The organism is Micromonospora sp. RTGN7, from assembly GCF_033804645.1.
In the GTDB taxonomy this organism is placed as follows: Bacteria; Actinomycetota; Actinomycetes; order Mycobacteriales; family Micromonosporaceae; genus Micromonospora.
The window spans coordinates 164407-178261 of sequence record NZ_JAPZLF010000001.1 but is presented as its reverse complement, the minus strand read 5'-3'; the positions used below and the strand labels follow the sequence as shown (position 1 = coordinate 178261).

11 protein-coding genes and 2 pseudogenes are annotated in these 13855 nt (G+C 72.1%); 8 read left to right on the top strand and 5 right to left on the bottom strand.

Annotated elements, in window-relative coordinates:
- Positions 1-285: 285 nt before the first annotated feature.
- A complete protein-coding gene (locus SNR22_RS00805; RefSeq protein WP_320064265.1) occupies positions 286-1002 on the bottom strand; it encodes a TetR/AcrR family transcriptional regulator in 717 nt (238 codons plus the stop codon).
- A 112-nt stretch (positions 1003-1114) separates the two neighbouring features.
- On the opposite strand from SNR22_RS00805, the gene SNR22_RS00800 reads away from it, so the two are divergent.
- Both SNR22_RS00800 and SNR22_RS00795 read left to right on the top strand, forming a co-directional pair.
- Entirely contained in the window at positions 1115-2098 is a 984-nt protein-coding gene (locus SNR22_RS00800) for an NAD(P)-dependent alcohol dehydrogenase (RefSeq protein ID WP_320064264.1), read from the top strand.
- 51 nt (positions 2099-2149) lie between these two features.
- Positions 2150-2806, top strand: a pseudogene (locus SNR22_RS00795) (DUF2306 domain-containing protein); the annotation flags it as partial.
- Here the strand turns inward: SNR22_RS00795 and SNR22_RS00790 are convergent.
- Positions 2799-2996: pseudogene (locus tag SNR22_RS00790) on the bottom strand (hypothetical protein); the annotation flags it as partial. The pseudogenes SNR22_RS00795 and SNR22_RS00790 overlap by 8 nt on opposite strands.
- Before the next feature lie 8 nt (positions 2997-3004).
- Here SNR22_RS00790 and SNR22_RS00785 point away from each other — a divergent pair.
- Positions 3005-3292: a hypothetical protein gene (locus SNR22_RS00785; RefSeq protein ID WP_320064263.1), complete on the top strand. Its 288-nt coding sequence runs from the start codon at positions 3005-3007 to the stop codon at positions 3290-3292.
- Positions 3293-3362: 70 nt separating this feature from the next.
- Complete coding sequence (locus SNR22_RS00780) at positions 3363-3785, top strand: hypothetical protein (protein WP_320064262.1); 423 nt, start codon at positions 3363-3365, stop codon at positions 3783-3785.
- Between the two features lie 489 nt (positions 3786-4274).
- On the opposite strand, the gene SNR22_RS00775 is transcribed toward SNR22_RS00780, so the two are convergent.
- The 3 genes from SNR22_RS00775 to SNR22_RS00765 form a co-directional block, all read right to left on the bottom strand.
- The gene (locus SNR22_RS00775) at positions 4275-5087 is read right to left on the bottom strand and encodes an ABC transporter ATP-binding protein (RefSeq protein ID WP_320064261.1); all 813 of its coding nucleotides are present in this window, start codon (positions 5085-5087) and stop codon (positions 4275-4277) included.
- A 126-nt stretch (positions 5088-5213) separates the two neighbouring features.
- The gene (locus tag SNR22_RS00770) at positions 5214-6239 is read right to left on the bottom strand and encodes a FecCD family ABC transporter permease (RefSeq protein WP_320064260.1); all 1026 of its coding nucleotides are present in this window, start codon (positions 6237-6239) and stop codon (positions 5214-5216) included.
- The gene (locus SNR22_RS00765; RefSeq protein WP_320064259.1) at positions 6236-7345 is read right to left on the bottom strand and encodes an iron ABC transporter permease; all 1110 of its coding nucleotides are present in this window, start codon (positions 7343-7345) and stop codon (positions 6236-6238) included. The genes SNR22_RS00770 and SNR22_RS00765 overlap by 4 nt, the downstream gene beginning before the upstream one ends.
- A gap of 65 nt (positions 7346-7410) precedes the next feature.
- On the opposite strand from SNR22_RS00765, the gene SNR22_RS00760 reads away from it, so the two are divergent.
- From SNR22_RS00760 to SNR22_RS00745, 4 genes are read left to right on the top strand one after another with little or no spacing between them, the layout of a single operon-like run.
- Positions 7411-8439 (top strand): ABC transporter substrate-binding protein, encoded by a 1029-nt coding sequence (locus tag SNR22_RS00760; RefSeq protein WP_320064258.1) that lies wholly within the window; start codon positions 7411-7413, stop codon positions 8437-8439.
- A gap of 32 nt (positions 8440-8471) precedes the next feature.
- Positions 8472-10013, top strand: a complete 1542-nt coding sequence (locus SNR22_RS00755; protein ID WP_320064257.1) for an aspartate aminotransferase family protein — start codon at positions 8472-8474, stop codon at positions 10011-10013.
- Between the two features lie 45 nt (positions 10014-10058).
- Positions 10059-11351: a lysine N(6)-hydroxylase/L-ornithine N(5)-oxygenase family protein gene (locus SNR22_RS00750; RefSeq protein ID WP_320064256.1), complete on the top strand. Its 1293-nt coding sequence runs from the start codon at positions 10059-10061 to the stop codon at positions 11349-11351.
- Positions 11348-13747 (top strand): GNAT family N-acetyltransferase, encoded by a 2400-nt coding sequence (locus SNR22_RS00745; RefSeq protein ID WP_320064255.1) that lies wholly within the window; start codon positions 11348-11350, stop codon positions 13745-13747. The genes SNR22_RS00750 and SNR22_RS00745 overlap by 4 nt, the downstream gene beginning before the upstream one ends.
- Positions 13748-13855: the final 108 nt, after the last annotated feature.

Below are 13855 nucleotides of genomic sequence, written 5' to 3'. Positions count from 1 at the left end.
GGGCCCAGATGGCCGCCGGGGCTTGTGCCCTCTACATTGAAGGAGAGCCGTTGCACTGGCCCGCAGGCCGCCTGTATTACGCAGACTTGGACCGGCTTCATCACGCCGTGAACACGGGCGCGGAGCAGTGCATCCATCTCGTCATCGACTGCCTGCCGACGCCCGCGTTGCTGTCGCTGTTCCCGGACGACTTTTTCGAGCGTCTGAGGTGGAGCGAGTCCAGGACCGGGGGCCTCTGGATTCCGGGGCGCAGCAACGCCCCCGCCGCGTCGTCAGGTCACCGTCTCACCTGGGTGGACGCGATGACGTCCAGCCTTGCTGGCGCAGTCGTTCGATGCCGTCCAGCAACAGGTCCAGAGCGAATTCGAATTCGAACTGGTCGTCGCAGCCCTGGCCGACGACCGACGTGTCGTCGTGTGCCGCTGCGGTGGCGATCGCCGCGAGGTGCGGGAACTGGGCGGCGGCCTCCGCCGGAAACGCCGCCGGCGGGTCGGGCTCGGCGATGCCGGACCGGCCGGCGCGCCGGGAGGCGTCGAACAACTCCTGGCTGAAGCCCAGCATGCGGCTGCCCATCGCGTGCATCACGTGGTGGGCGAGGTCGGTGGAGAATCCGCCCTCGCGGAGCGTCCCGACCATCGAGTTGAGGTAGCCGAGGAGGGCCGGCGTCGCCTCGTTCCGCGACTCGATCGCGATCGCCGCCCAGGGGTGGCGCAGCAGCACCTCCCGCGCCGAGAGGATGCGTTCGCGGATTACGCGCTTCCAGTCGGCGTCGGGCACCGGCGGATCGATCTCGCCGACGATCACGTCGATCATGCCGTCGAGCAGCTCGTCCTTGTTCGCCACGTGCTTGTAGAGGGCCATCGGCACGACGCCCAGATCCTGGGCGAGGTTGCGCATGCTGAGGGACTCGATCCCGGCCTCGTCGGCGAGCGTGACGGCGGCGCGCAGGACGCGATCTCTGCTCAGCGGCGTCCGGCGCAGCGTCTCAGCCTGCTCGGCCATCAGGGTCCTCAACTTTCTGCCGACGAGTGAACCCTAGCCACCTTGACAGGTGTACGGCGTACACCTATCTTTTTCTTAGGAAGGTGTACGGCGTACACCTGGGGAGGGCGAGATGAAGGCGATCGTTCAGTATCGATACGGCCCGCCGGAGATGCTCACGCTCGCGGACGTCGACACGCCGGTGCCGGCGGTCGACGAGGTGCTCGTGCGGGTCGAGGCCGCCGCGCTCAACGCGTACGACTGGCACGTCATGCGCGGCGATCCACGGCTGGCGCGGCTGTCGATGGGCCGGTCCGGGCCGCAGGCGCGAATCCGTGGCCGCGACTTCGCCGGCCGGGTCGAAGCCGTCGGCACCGACGTCCGGCAGGTGCGACCGGGCGACGCAGTCTTCGGCGACCTGGGCGACGCCAACGGCGCGTTCGCCGAGTACGTATGCGTGCCCGAGGCCCTGGTCGCGCGCAAGCCCGGGAACCTGACGCCACAGCAGGCGGCCGCCCTGCCACTGGCCGGCGTCACCGCACTCATGGGACTGTGCGATGTCGGGCAGGTCGAGCCCGGCCACCGCGTCCTCGTCAACGGCGCGTCCGGCGGCGTCGGCACCCTGGCCGTCCAGCTGGCCAAGGCGCTCGGCGCGACCGTGACGGGGGTGTGCAGCACCCGCAACGTCGACCTGGTGCGCTCCCTCGGTGCCGATCACGTCGTCGACTACACCCGCGACGACTTCACCCACGACGCCGGCCGCCACGACGTCGTGTTCGACCTGGTCGGCAACCGTTCCCTCACCGCGCTCCGGCGAGCGCTTACCCCGACCGGAACGCTCGTGCTCTCCGGCGGCGGCGTCTATCGCGGCGGCAGCCTCGTCGGACCGGTCTGGCTCATCGCGCGCGGGCGCCTGCTGGCACCCCTCGTGCGGCACCGCATCGCCATTCTCACCACCGCACCCAGCCGGCAACACCTCGACACGCTCCGCACCCACGCCGAGGCCGGCCGGCTCACCCCGGTCATCGACCGGACGTATCAGCTGCCCGAGGTTCCCGAAGCCATCCGGTACGTGGAAGGCGAACACGCGCGGGCGAAAGTGGTCATCACCATCTGACCTCCCGAAGATGCCAGACGCCTTCTGCTGGTCTTACCGAAGGGCATCGCCATGATCGTTCGCTCTCGCGCACTGCGCCTGACTGAGCACACCGTCCCGGTCACCCGACCGGCATCACGGCGCCCGCCGGGTGCCCGGGACGGGTCGAGCTGGCACCTCCCGGTAGCGCTGGTGGTCCTCGGCCTCATCCCGGTCGTCGCCGGGTCACTGCGGCTTCTCGAGCTCGCCGGCGGGCCGCAGCTGCTACCCACCAACCCGCGCGTCGACTCCTCCCCAGCGCCCGTCGTGGTGCACGTGCTCGCCGCAGCCCTCTACGCCTTCCTCGGCGCGTTCCAGTTCTCCGCCCGGCTGCGTCGTCGCCATCCAAGCTGGCACCGACGGTCCGGCCGGATACTGATCGTGCCCGGCCTGATCGTTGCCGCCTCCGGGACCTGGATGACACTGTTCTACCCCGACGCCCCGGGCGGTGACCTGCTGTGGGGAATCCGGCTCCTGGTCGGATCGGCAATGGCCGCCAGCATCGTTGCGGGGTTCACCGCGATTCGCCGTCGCCGTATCGCCGCCCACCGAGCCTGGATGATCCGTGCCTACGCCCTCGCCGTCAGCGCCGGCACCCAGGCACTCACCCAACCCGTCGGTGAGGCCCTGTTCGGCACGAGCGACCTGAGCACCGCCCTCTCCGTAGGGTCGGGCTGGATCATCAACGCGGCCGTCGCCGAATGGGGTATCCGACGCGGCCCAGGGAAGCCGGTCGCCGCGCGGCCGGGACCACCAGCGGCGAACCCGTCTCCGGGTCGTCGATCACCCGGCATGGCAGCCCGAACACCGGCTCCACCAGCTCCGCGGTGACGATCTCCCGTGGTGGCCCGGCCGCCACCACGGCGCCGTCGCGCATCGCACGGCAAGGTGACCAAGATCTACCCGACCGGGCCGGCGAAGATGGTCGGCGTGGCGGGCCTGTTGAGCGTCGCCGGCGACCTCATGCAGCAGCAGGAGGTCGGCAAGGCGTTCGCGTCGGAGGACCCGGCCGCCGCTCTGAACGAGATTCTCTGCAGCTTCGGGTCCCCGTCGTGCAGCGGTCTGGTCGGGCGCGACGGCGTCAACTCCTACTACCGGAACGAGGACGGGGACGTGTTCGCCGTGCCCAACGCCTTTCCGGCGACACCGGTCGTGCCTCCGGTCGCCGCCCGATGACATGCTTGGGTGTCGGGCGGCGACCGGAGGCCGTTCCACCCATCAACCCAGTCCTCGACGGAGGTAGCAGTTGTTCTCCCGGAACTGGGACTTCGGTCCCATCGGCAACGCCGCGTGGCGACACTTCCCCGAGGCCAGGGAGTCGATCAAGGAACTCGTCTGCGGCGAGCTGGACCGGGCGATCGACGCCGACCGGCACCCCGACCCCGTCGAGCACTGCGAGTACGCCGTGCACGGTGTCGGGCCGCTGCTGTCCGCCGGGCGGGTCGTGGGCGACCTGGACCCGGACCTGGTGCGGCGGTTCTGCCTGTTCTGCCGCGACGTGCTCGACCACTGCGGCCCCGACGACGTCAACGTCTCCTACACCTTCAACATGTACATTCTTGATGCCGTCGACGATCCTGCCAGCGTCCGCACCCTACGTGGAGTCGACTCCGAACTGGTTGACCTGGTACACGCCCGCTATCCCGGCACCTGGATTGAGGACGACTGACGCCCTGCGTCGCTCGCTCCACCGCCCGCGAGGTAGCGGTCTGGTCTACCGGGTGCAGGTACAGTGCGCGGGGGTCAGTCCGCATCGCCGACCCCGGCCTGACCTGGATCGGCGTGCTGAGGGCCACCGGCATGGCAGTGGTGGGTTAGCTGGGCGAGTTATCGACGCATATTGGCGGACTTCCTCTGCCAGGTTCTTTGCTGCGCGCCGTCGCCGAGGGGCGGTGGACGCCGCCCGAGTCTGTCGAAATTATCAAAAACATGTTCGGTGACGATCCGGACTGGCCGCATTTCTATGACGTTTCGACAATGGGAGCTGGCTCGGAGGGCGGCCTGGTCGTCGACCCCAGCGCACCGACGCAGCCCTGGCCCGTACCGCCGGGAGGTGGACGGAGCGCACCGGTGCCACGACGGCCGGGACCAAGGCGTGGTATTCGCACATCCCCGCCCGGGGCGTGGAGCGGCGGCCCGGGCGGGGAGATACGGCTGCTCAGCCGCGTACCGCCGACGGCCGCCGTGCGGCGGGGACGACCAGCGGCCCGCCCGTCTCCGGGTCGTCGATGACCCGGCAGGGCAGCCCGAACACCCGCTCCACCAGCTCCGCGGTGACGATCTCCTGTGGTGGCCCGGCCGCCACCACGGCGCCGTCGCGCATCGCGATGAGGTGGGTGGCGTACCGGGCGGCCTGGTTGAGATCGTGCAGCACCGCGACCAGCGTGCGCCCCTGCTCCTCGTGCAGGCTCGCGCAGAGGTCCAGGACCTCGACCTGGTGGGCGATGTCGAGGAACGTGGTCGGCTCGTCGAGCAGCAGCAGCTCGGTCTGCTGGGCCAGGGCCATGGCGATCCACACCCGCTGCCGCTGCCCGCCGGAGAGCTCATCCACCGGCCGGTCGGCGAGGTCGGAAACGCCGGTGGCGGCCATCGACTCGTCGACCACCCGCTCGTCGTCGCGGGACCACTGCCGCAGCAGCCCCTGGTGCGGGTACCGGCCCCGGGCCACCAGCTCGGCCACGGTGATGCCGTCCGGCGCGGTGGAGGACTGGGGGAGCAGGCCGAGGGTGCGGGCCACCTTGCGGGCCGGCTGGGCGTGGATGTCCCGCCCGTCGAGCAGCACCGTGCCGGCGGCCGGCTTGAGCATCCGGGCCAGGGCCCGCAGCAGGGTGGACTTGCCGCAGGCGTTCGGGCCGATCACCACCGTGAAGGAGTGGTCGGGCACGGCGACGCTGAGCCGCTCGGTGATGATGCGCTTGTCGTACGCGAGGGTCAGCCCGTCGCCGTTGAGCCGGGTGGTGTCGGGCGGCATGTGCGGTGCTCCGTTCTTTGATCGTGGGGTGTGCCGCAGCCGGGGCGGCGGCTGGTGGGGCGCGTCGCGGGCAGCTGTTTGGAGGGTGCCCTTCCTATACCTAAAGCGTTAATAGGGTGCCCCTCCTTACAGCCGGCCGGCGCGGCGTTCGGTGGCTAGCAGCCAGACCAGGTAGCCGCCGCCGAGTAGGCCGGTGACCACGCCGACGGGGAGTTGGTGGCCGGTGAAGGCGCGCTGGGCGATCAGGTCGGCGGCGACCAGCATTGCCGCGCCGAGCGCCATGGCGGCGGCCAGGTTCGGCCCGGGGGCGCGGGTCAGCCGGCGGGTCAGGTGCGGTGCGGTGAGCGCGACGAAGTTGACCGGCCCGGCCGCGCCCGCGGCGACGGAGACCAGCAGCACCGACGCGATCAGCAGCACCGTGCGCAGACCCCGCACCGGTACGCCGAGCGCGGCGGCGGTGTCGTCGCCCAGCTCGGTCATCCGCAGTGCCGGGCCGTAGGCGAAGAGCACCACCGGCACCAGCACCGCCAGGGTGACGGCGACGGGCAGGGCCTGCGCCCAGCCGCGCCCGTCGAGGCTGCCGGTGAGCCAGAGCACCCCGCGGGCGGCGTCCATGAGCTGCCCCCGGGTCAGCAGCCAGCCGTTGACCCCGGTGAGGATGGCGGCGACGCCGATGCCGGCGAGGATCAGCCGCTGGCCGTGCGCGCCGCGCGCCCAGGCCACCGCCCAGAGCAGCGCGCCGGTGGCCAGGCCGCCGACCATCGCCGCGCCGGCCAGGGCGAGGGTGCTGCCGCCGACCACCACCACGACGAGGGCGCCGGTGGCCGCGCCCTGGGTGACGCCGAGGATGTCCGGGCTGCCGAGCGGGTTGCGCACGAGGGCCTGGAGCACCGCGCCGCCCAGGGCCAGCGCCGCACCGACGAGCAGGGCGGTGACCAGTCGGGGCAGCCGCAGCTCGCCGATGATGAAGTCCTCCGCCGGGGTGCCGCCCCCGGTGAGGGTGCGCAGCACGTCCGCGGGGCTCATCGGGTAGTCCCCGCCGCCGATGGAGACGACGCCGAGCGCCAGCGCGGCCAGCGCGCAGCCGAGCCCCACCAGCAGGGCCCGGGACCGGAACCGCAGCGACCAGTGGCGTACCCGCAGGACCGTCACGACCGCACCGCCCGGCTCCGGGTGACCAGGTGCAGGAAGAGCGGGCCGCCGAGCACGGCGGTCATGATGCCCACCTGGAGTTCGCCGGGGCGGCCGAGCACCCGGCCGACGACGTCGGCGCCGAGCAGCAGCACCGGGGCGAGCAGCGCGCAGGCCGGCAGCAGCCAGCGCAGGTCCGGCCCGGTCAGGGCGCGTACCAGGTGCGGCACCAGCAGCCCGACGAAGACCAGTGGCCCGCACGCCGCCGTGGCGGCGCCGCAGAGCAGGGTGACCGCCGCGATGGCGGCGGCCCGGACGGCGGCGGGGTGGGCGCCCAGCGCCCGAGCCTGGTCGTCGCCGAGGGCGAGGGCGTTGAGCGGTCGGGCCGCCGCGAGGGCGATCAGCAGGCCGACCGCGATGAACGGCAGCACCCGGAGCACCGTGGCGAGGTCCGCGCTGGCCAGCGACCCGACGGTCCAGAACCGCAGCCGCTCCAGCGAGGCGGCGTCGAGCAGCATCACCGCGCTGACGTACGAGTAGAGGGCCGCGTTGAGCGCGGCCCCGGCCAGGGCCAGCCGGGCCGGGGTGGCGCCCCGGCCGCCGCCGACGGCGTAGACGCAGCCGGTGACGACCGCCGCGCCGGCCAGGGCGAACCAGATGTACCCGTCGACTCCGGTGATGCCGAGGAACGCGGCCGAGGTGGCCACGGCCGCCGACGCGCCGGCGTTGATGCCGAGCAGCCCGGGATCGGCCAGGGGGTTGCGGGTGACCGCCTGCATCACCGCACCGGCCACCCCGAGGGCCATTCCGGCGAGCAGTCCGAGCAGGGTGCGCGGCAACCGGAGCTGCCGTACCACCGGGTGCGCGGGGGAGTCGGGGTCGATCAGGCCCTGCCACACCTCGGCGAGGCTGAGTTGCTTCGAGCCGACGGCGAGGCTGACCGCGAGCACGACCACCAGCAGCAGGAACGCGGCCAGGATCCCGCTCGTCCGGGCCGCCGGGCGGCCCCGGCGCGGCGGTGGGGGTGAGGGCGTCACCGCCGCCGGGGGGGCGGTCGGCGACGAGTCTGTGGCGTACAGCGCGGGCTCCTGGGTGGCGGAAATCGATGGCGATGGTGTTGACAACAACTTAGGTTAGGGTAACTTAACGTCGCCCATGGTCATCGGACCACCCCGGACTGGAAAGAGTCGTCATGCCCGTACCCGCGTCCCGCCCGCACCTGACCCGCCGCGGCCTGCTCTCCGCCGGCGGCGCCCTCGCCCTCGGTGCCCTCCTCGCCGCCTGCGGCGACAAGGACGACGACTCCACGCCCGCCGCCGGCAGCGGCCCCTGGTCGTTCACCGACGACCGGCCGGAGAAGGTCACCCGGGACGCCACCCCGGCCCGCGTCGTCGCCTTCACCGGCGTGGCCGCCGCCCTTGTGGACTTCGGGGTCGACTCGCGAATTGTCGGCGTATTCGGGGAGACCACCCGCACCGACGGCTCCAAGGACCCACAGGCCGGTGACCTCGACGTCGGCAAGGTGAGCGTGCTCGGCAACGTCTGGGGCGAGTTCAGCGTCGAGAAGTACGCCGCGCTGAACCCCGACCTGCTGATCACCCACATGTACGACCCGGGCGCGTTCTGGTACGTCCCCGACGAGAGCCGCGACAAGATCCTCGCGCTGGCCCCCGCCGTCACCATCACCACCGCCCGGGTGCCGATGACCCGCCCGATCGCCCGCTACGCCGAGCTGGCCGCCGCCCTCGGCGCCGACCTCAACGCGAAGAAGGTCACCGACGCCAAGGCCCGCTTCGAGGCCGCCGCCGAGAGCGTCCGGCAGGCGGTCAAGGCCAACCCCGGCATCAAGGTCCTCGCCGCGTCCGGCAGCCCCGACCTGTTCTACGCCTCCAACCCGAAGGTCAGCACCGACCTGATGTACTTCGCCGAACTCGGCGTCGACATCGTGGTGCCGACCAAGCTCGAGCAGGGCGACTACTTCGAGGCCCTGAGCTGGGAGAACGCCGGCAAGTTCCCGGCCGACCTGATCCTGCTGGACAACCGGGCCACCGCGATGCAGCCGGCCGACATGGCCAAGAAGCCGACCTGGGCGCAGCTTCCCGCCGTCAAGGCCAACCAGGTCACCCCGTGGGACGCCGTGCCGCGCTTCTCGTACACCGGCGCAGCCCCGCTGCTGGAGAACCTGGCGAAGGCCATCAGCGCCGCGAAGAAGGTCAGCTGAGCACCGACTCCCATCGACCGTCGAGGAACCGCATGAGCATCCCGGGTCGCTCCGCCCCGTACCCGCCGCCCGCCACCGGCGTTCCGGCCGGCCCCCGAGCCCACCTGCTGACCACCGGCAACACCGAGCAGTACCGGCAGGTGCTGGCCGAGGGAATCGACCGGGTCGGCGCCCGGATCGCCCGCACCGCCCGCCCCTTCACCGGCGTCACCCCGGCGGCGCTCGCCCCCACCGTCGCCGCCGTCGACCTCGACCGCCCCCTCGCCGACGCCACCGCCGCCCTCGACGAGCTGGAGGACGTGTACCTGCGCGACGCGGTCTACTTCCACCACCCGCGCTACCTTGCCCACCTCAACTGCCCGGTCGCCATCCCCGCACTGCTCGGTGAGGCCGTGCTCACCGCCGTGAACTCCTCCCTGGACACCTGGGACCAGAGCGCCGGCGGCACCCTCATCGAGCGCCGCCTGATCGACTGGACGGCCCAGCGGATCGGCCTCGGCCCCACCGCCGACGGCGTCTTCACCAGCGGCGGCACCCAGTCCAACCTGCACGCCATGTTGCTGGCCCGGGAGGAGGCGTGCGCACACACCACCACCCCCCGCCGCGACCTGCTGCCCCGGCTGCGGATCCTCGCCTCCGCCGCCGGCCACTTCAGCGTGCAGAAGTCCGCCACCCTGCTCGGCCTCGACGACGACGCCGTGATCTGCGTGCCCACCGACGCCGACCGTCGCATGTGCCCCGCCGCCCTGCACGCGGAGTTGACCCGCTGCCACCGCGACGGACTCGTGGTGATGGCGGTCGTCGCCACGGCCGGCACCACCGACTTCGGCTCCATCGACCCCCTCGACGCCATCGCCGCCCGGTGCGCCGCCGCCGGCGTTCGGCTGCACGTCGACGCCGCGTACGGCTGCGGGCTGCTGGTCTCGCCCACCCGGCGGCACCTGCTCGCCGGCATCGAACACGCCGACTCGGTGACCGTCGACTACCACAAGTCCTTCTTCCAACCGGTCTCCTCCAGCGCCCTGCTGGTCCGCGACGGGCTCGCCCTGCGGCACGCCACCTACCACGCCGACTACCTCAACCCGGCCCCCCTCAGCACCGGGGAGGAACTGCCCAACCAGGTCGACAAGAGCCTCCAGACCACCCGCCGGTTCGACGCGCTCAAGCTCTGGCTCACCCTGCGGGTGATGGGCCCCGACGCGCTCGGCGAACTCTTCGACGAGGTCATCGACCGGGCCGACGGGGCGTGGCGGCTGCTCGCCGGCGACTCCCGTTTCGAGGTGGTCACCCGATCCGCGCTGAGCACCGTCGTGTTCCGCTACCTGCCGACCGGGCCGGCGGCGGTCCTGGCCGACGACGCCAACCGGCACGCCCGCCGGGCCCTGTCCGCCTCCGGCGAGGCCGTCGTCGCCGGCACGAAGGTCGACGGTAGTCAGTACCTGAAGTTCACCGTGCTCAACCCGGAGACCACGGTGGACGACGTGGCGCACGTCGTCGACCTCATCGCCGCACACGCCGGCCGGTACGTGCACGAGCGGAGCACCGCCGTCGCCACCCCCTGCCCGGTCGGCTGACCGCGAACCGTGCCCACCACCCGACCCCGCGCAGAAAGCGATTCCATGTCCACCCATGACGTCGTCGCCGTCGGGCTCGGCCCGTACAACCTGGGCCTGGCCTGTCTCGTCGAGCCGGTCGCCGACCTGGACTGCCTGTTCCTGGAGGCCCGGGACTCCTTCGACTGGCACCCCGGCATGCTGCTCGAATCCGTGCGGTTGCAGACCCCCTTCCTGGCCGACCTGGTCACCCTCGCCGACCCCACCTCGCCGTACTCCTACCTCAACTGGCTCAAGGAGACCGGGCGGCTGTACCCGTTCTACATCCGCGAGCGGTTCCACCCGATGCGCAGCGAGTACAACGCGTACTGCCGGTGGGCGGCGGCGAAACTCGCCGGGGTGCGCTTCGGCCACCAGGTCACCGCCGTCACCCACGACGAGGCCGACGACCTGTTCACCGTGACCGCCACCCTCACCGCCACCGGCGAGACCGTCACCCACCGGGCCCGGCACCTGGTGCTCGGCACCGGCACCCCGCCGTACGTCCCGGCCGCCTGCGCGGGGCTCGACGGCGTCGTGCACTCCTCGGCGTACCTGGAGAACCGGGCCGCCCTGCGGGAGAAGACCAGCGTCACCGTCGTCGGCTCCGGACAGAGCGCCGCCGAGATCTACCACGACCTGCTCGGCGACCTCGACACGTACGGCTACCGGCTGAACTGGGTCACCCGCTCGCCCCGGTTCTTCCCCCTGGAATACACCAAGCTCACCCTGGAGATGACCTCCCCGGACTACGTGGACTACTTCCACGCCCTGCCCGAGCCCACCCGCTACCGGCTCGAAGCCGAGCAGAAGGGGCTCTTCAAGGGCATCGACGCCGACCTGATCAACGACATCTTCGACCTGCTCTACACCAAGAGCGTGCCCGGGCCGGTGAACACCCGGCTGCTCACCAACACCGAGGTGACCAGCGCCCGGCAGGACCCGGCCGACGGCTCGTACACCCTCGGGCTGCGCCACGTCGAGCAGGAGCGGGACGTCGCACTGACCACCGAGGGGCTGGTGCTGGCCACCGGGTACCGCTACGCGGTGCCGGCCTTCCTCGACCCGGTGCGCCACCTGCTGCGCTTCGACTCCCACGGCCGCTTCGACGTGGCCCGCGACTACAGCATCGACCACGCCGGCCGGATCTTCCTGCAGAACGGCGGCACCCACACCCACAGCGTCACCTCGCCCGACCTCGGCATGGGCCCGTACCGCAACTCCGTCATCATCCGGGAGGTCCTCGGCCGCGAGCACTACCCGGTCGAGCGGCGGATCGCGTTCCAGGACTTCGGCGTCGCGGCGGAGGCGGAGGCGTGACCGAGGTCGTCCACACCGGCACCGACCCCCGGCTCGGCGACTTCGCCCTGCGTACCCTCGACCCGGCCGCCGACGCCGCGCTGCTGCACTCCTGGGTGACCCACCCGAAGTCCGCGTTCTGGCTGCTGGGCGACGCCGACGTGGCCCGGGTCGCCGCCGAGTACGCCCGCATCGCCGCCGACGAGCACCACGACGCCTTCGTCGGTCTGTGGCGGGGCGAACCGGCGTTCCTCGTCGAACGGTACGACCCGGCGCGGGTCGAACTCGCCGGCCGCTACCCGGCCCGCCCCGGCGACGTCGGCATGCACTTCCTCTGCGCGCCCACCGACACCCCGGTTTCCGGCTTCACCCGGGCCGTCATCACCGTCGTGATGGGCTGGATCTTCGCCGACCCGGAGACCCGGCGGGTGGTGGTCGAGCCGGACGTGCGCAACACCGCCGTGCAAGCGCTGAACGCCGCCGTCGGCTTCGTCCCCGCCGGCCACCTCGCCCTGCCCGCCAAGACCGCCCTGCTCAGCTTCTGCACCCGCGCCCAGTTCCTCACCGCCACGGGTGCGGCCCCCACCAGCAGCGAAGGAGCGACCAGCACCGTGGACGCCCAGGACGCCGTCGCCCACCTCACCCCCGACACCTGGGCGCGCGCCAACCGGCTGCTCGTCCGCAAGGCCCTCGCCGAGTTCGCCCACGAGCGGCTGCTCACCCCCGAGCCCGTCGGCGGCGCCCCGTCCCCCGGAGCGCCGGCCGAGTACGAGGTGAGCAGCGACGACGGCACCGTCACCTACCGGTTTGCCGCCCGGCTGCTCGCCCTGGACCACTGGCGGATCGACCCGGCGAGCATCACCCGCCGCCGCGACGGCGTCGAGTTGCCCCTGGACGCCCTCGACCTCTGTGTGGAGTTGCGCGGGGCACTCGGCCTCACCGACCGGGTGCTGCCGGTCTACCTGGAGGAGATCACCTCCACCCTGGCCGGGTGGGCGTACAAGCTGGACCGGCCGGAGATCGGCGCCGCCGAGCTGGCCCGCGCCGACTTCCAGACCATCGAGACCCGGATGACCGAGGGGCACCCCGGCTTCGTCGCCAACAACGGCCGGATCGGCTTCGGCCTCGACGAATACCACCGGTACGCCCCCGAGGTCGGCCGGCCGGTGCGGCTGCTCTGGGTGGCCGGGCACCGCGACCACACCACCTTCACGAGCTGCGCCGACACCGACGCCGACGCGCTGTATCGCGAGGAGTTGGGCGAGGAGGCCCTGGCCGGGTACGCCGCCACGCTGACCGGGCTCGGCCTCGACCCGGCCGACTACCTCTTCATCCCCGTGCACCCGTGGCAGTGGTGGAACCGGCTCGCCGTCACCTTCGCCGCCGACGTGGCCGAGCGCCGGCTGGTCTACCTCGGCCCCAGCCCCGACGAGTACCTGCCCCAGCAGTCCGTGCGCACCTTCTTCAACGTCACCCGCCCCGAGCGGCACTACGTCAAGACCGCGCTGGCGGTGCTGAACATGGGCTTCATCCGAGGGCTCTCGGCGGCCTACATGGAGGCCACCCCGGCCATCAACGACTGGCTCGCCGACCTCATCGACCGCGACGAGGTGCTCAGGGCCACCGGGCTGACGATCATCCGGGAGCGGGCCGCGATCGGGTACCGCAACCGCCGCTTCGAGGCGGCCACCGACCGGTACTCCCCGTACCGCAAGATGCTGGCGGCGCTGTGGCGGGAGAGCCCCGTTCCCGGCTTGGAACCGGGGTGCCGGCTGGCCACCATGGCGTCGCTGCTGCACGTCGACTCCGCCGGCGATTCGTTCGCCGCCGCGCTGGTCGCCGAGTCGGGCCTGCCGGCACCGGCCTGGCTGCGCCGCTACCTCGACGCCTACCTCGTCCCGCTGCTGCACTCCCTCTACGCCTACGACCTGGCGTTCATGCCGCACGGCGAGAACGTCATCCTGGTGCTGCGCGACGGGGCGGTGCAGCGGGCGATCTTCAAGGACATCGCCGAGGAGATCGTGGTGATGGACCCGGACGCCGACCTGCCCGAGGCGGTGCACCGCGTCCGGGCCGCCATCCCTGAGGACGAGAAGCTGCTGTCGATCTTCACCGACGTGTTCTCCTGCTTCCTGCGCCACCTCAACGTGGTCTTCACCGACGCGGGGCTGCTCACCGGGGAGGAGTTCTGGCGCACGGTCGCCGACTGCGCGTCCGACTACGCCGAGCGGGTTCCGCACCTGGCCGACCGGCTGCGCCGCTACGACCTCTTCGCCCCGGAGTTCGCGCACTCCTGCCTCAACCGGCTCCAGTTGCGCAACAACGAGCAGATGGTGGACCTGGCCGACCCCTCGGCGGCGCTCCAGTTCGCCGGCACCCTGACCAACCCGATCGCACCGTACGCCCGCCGCGGCTGACCCCGCCCCGCCCTCGCCCCGCGCCCCGCCCTCGCCCCGACCCCCGCTCCCGCCACGCTCGCCGTGCTCGCTCTTTCACGGAAAGAGTGGCTATCCCGGCCGGAATGA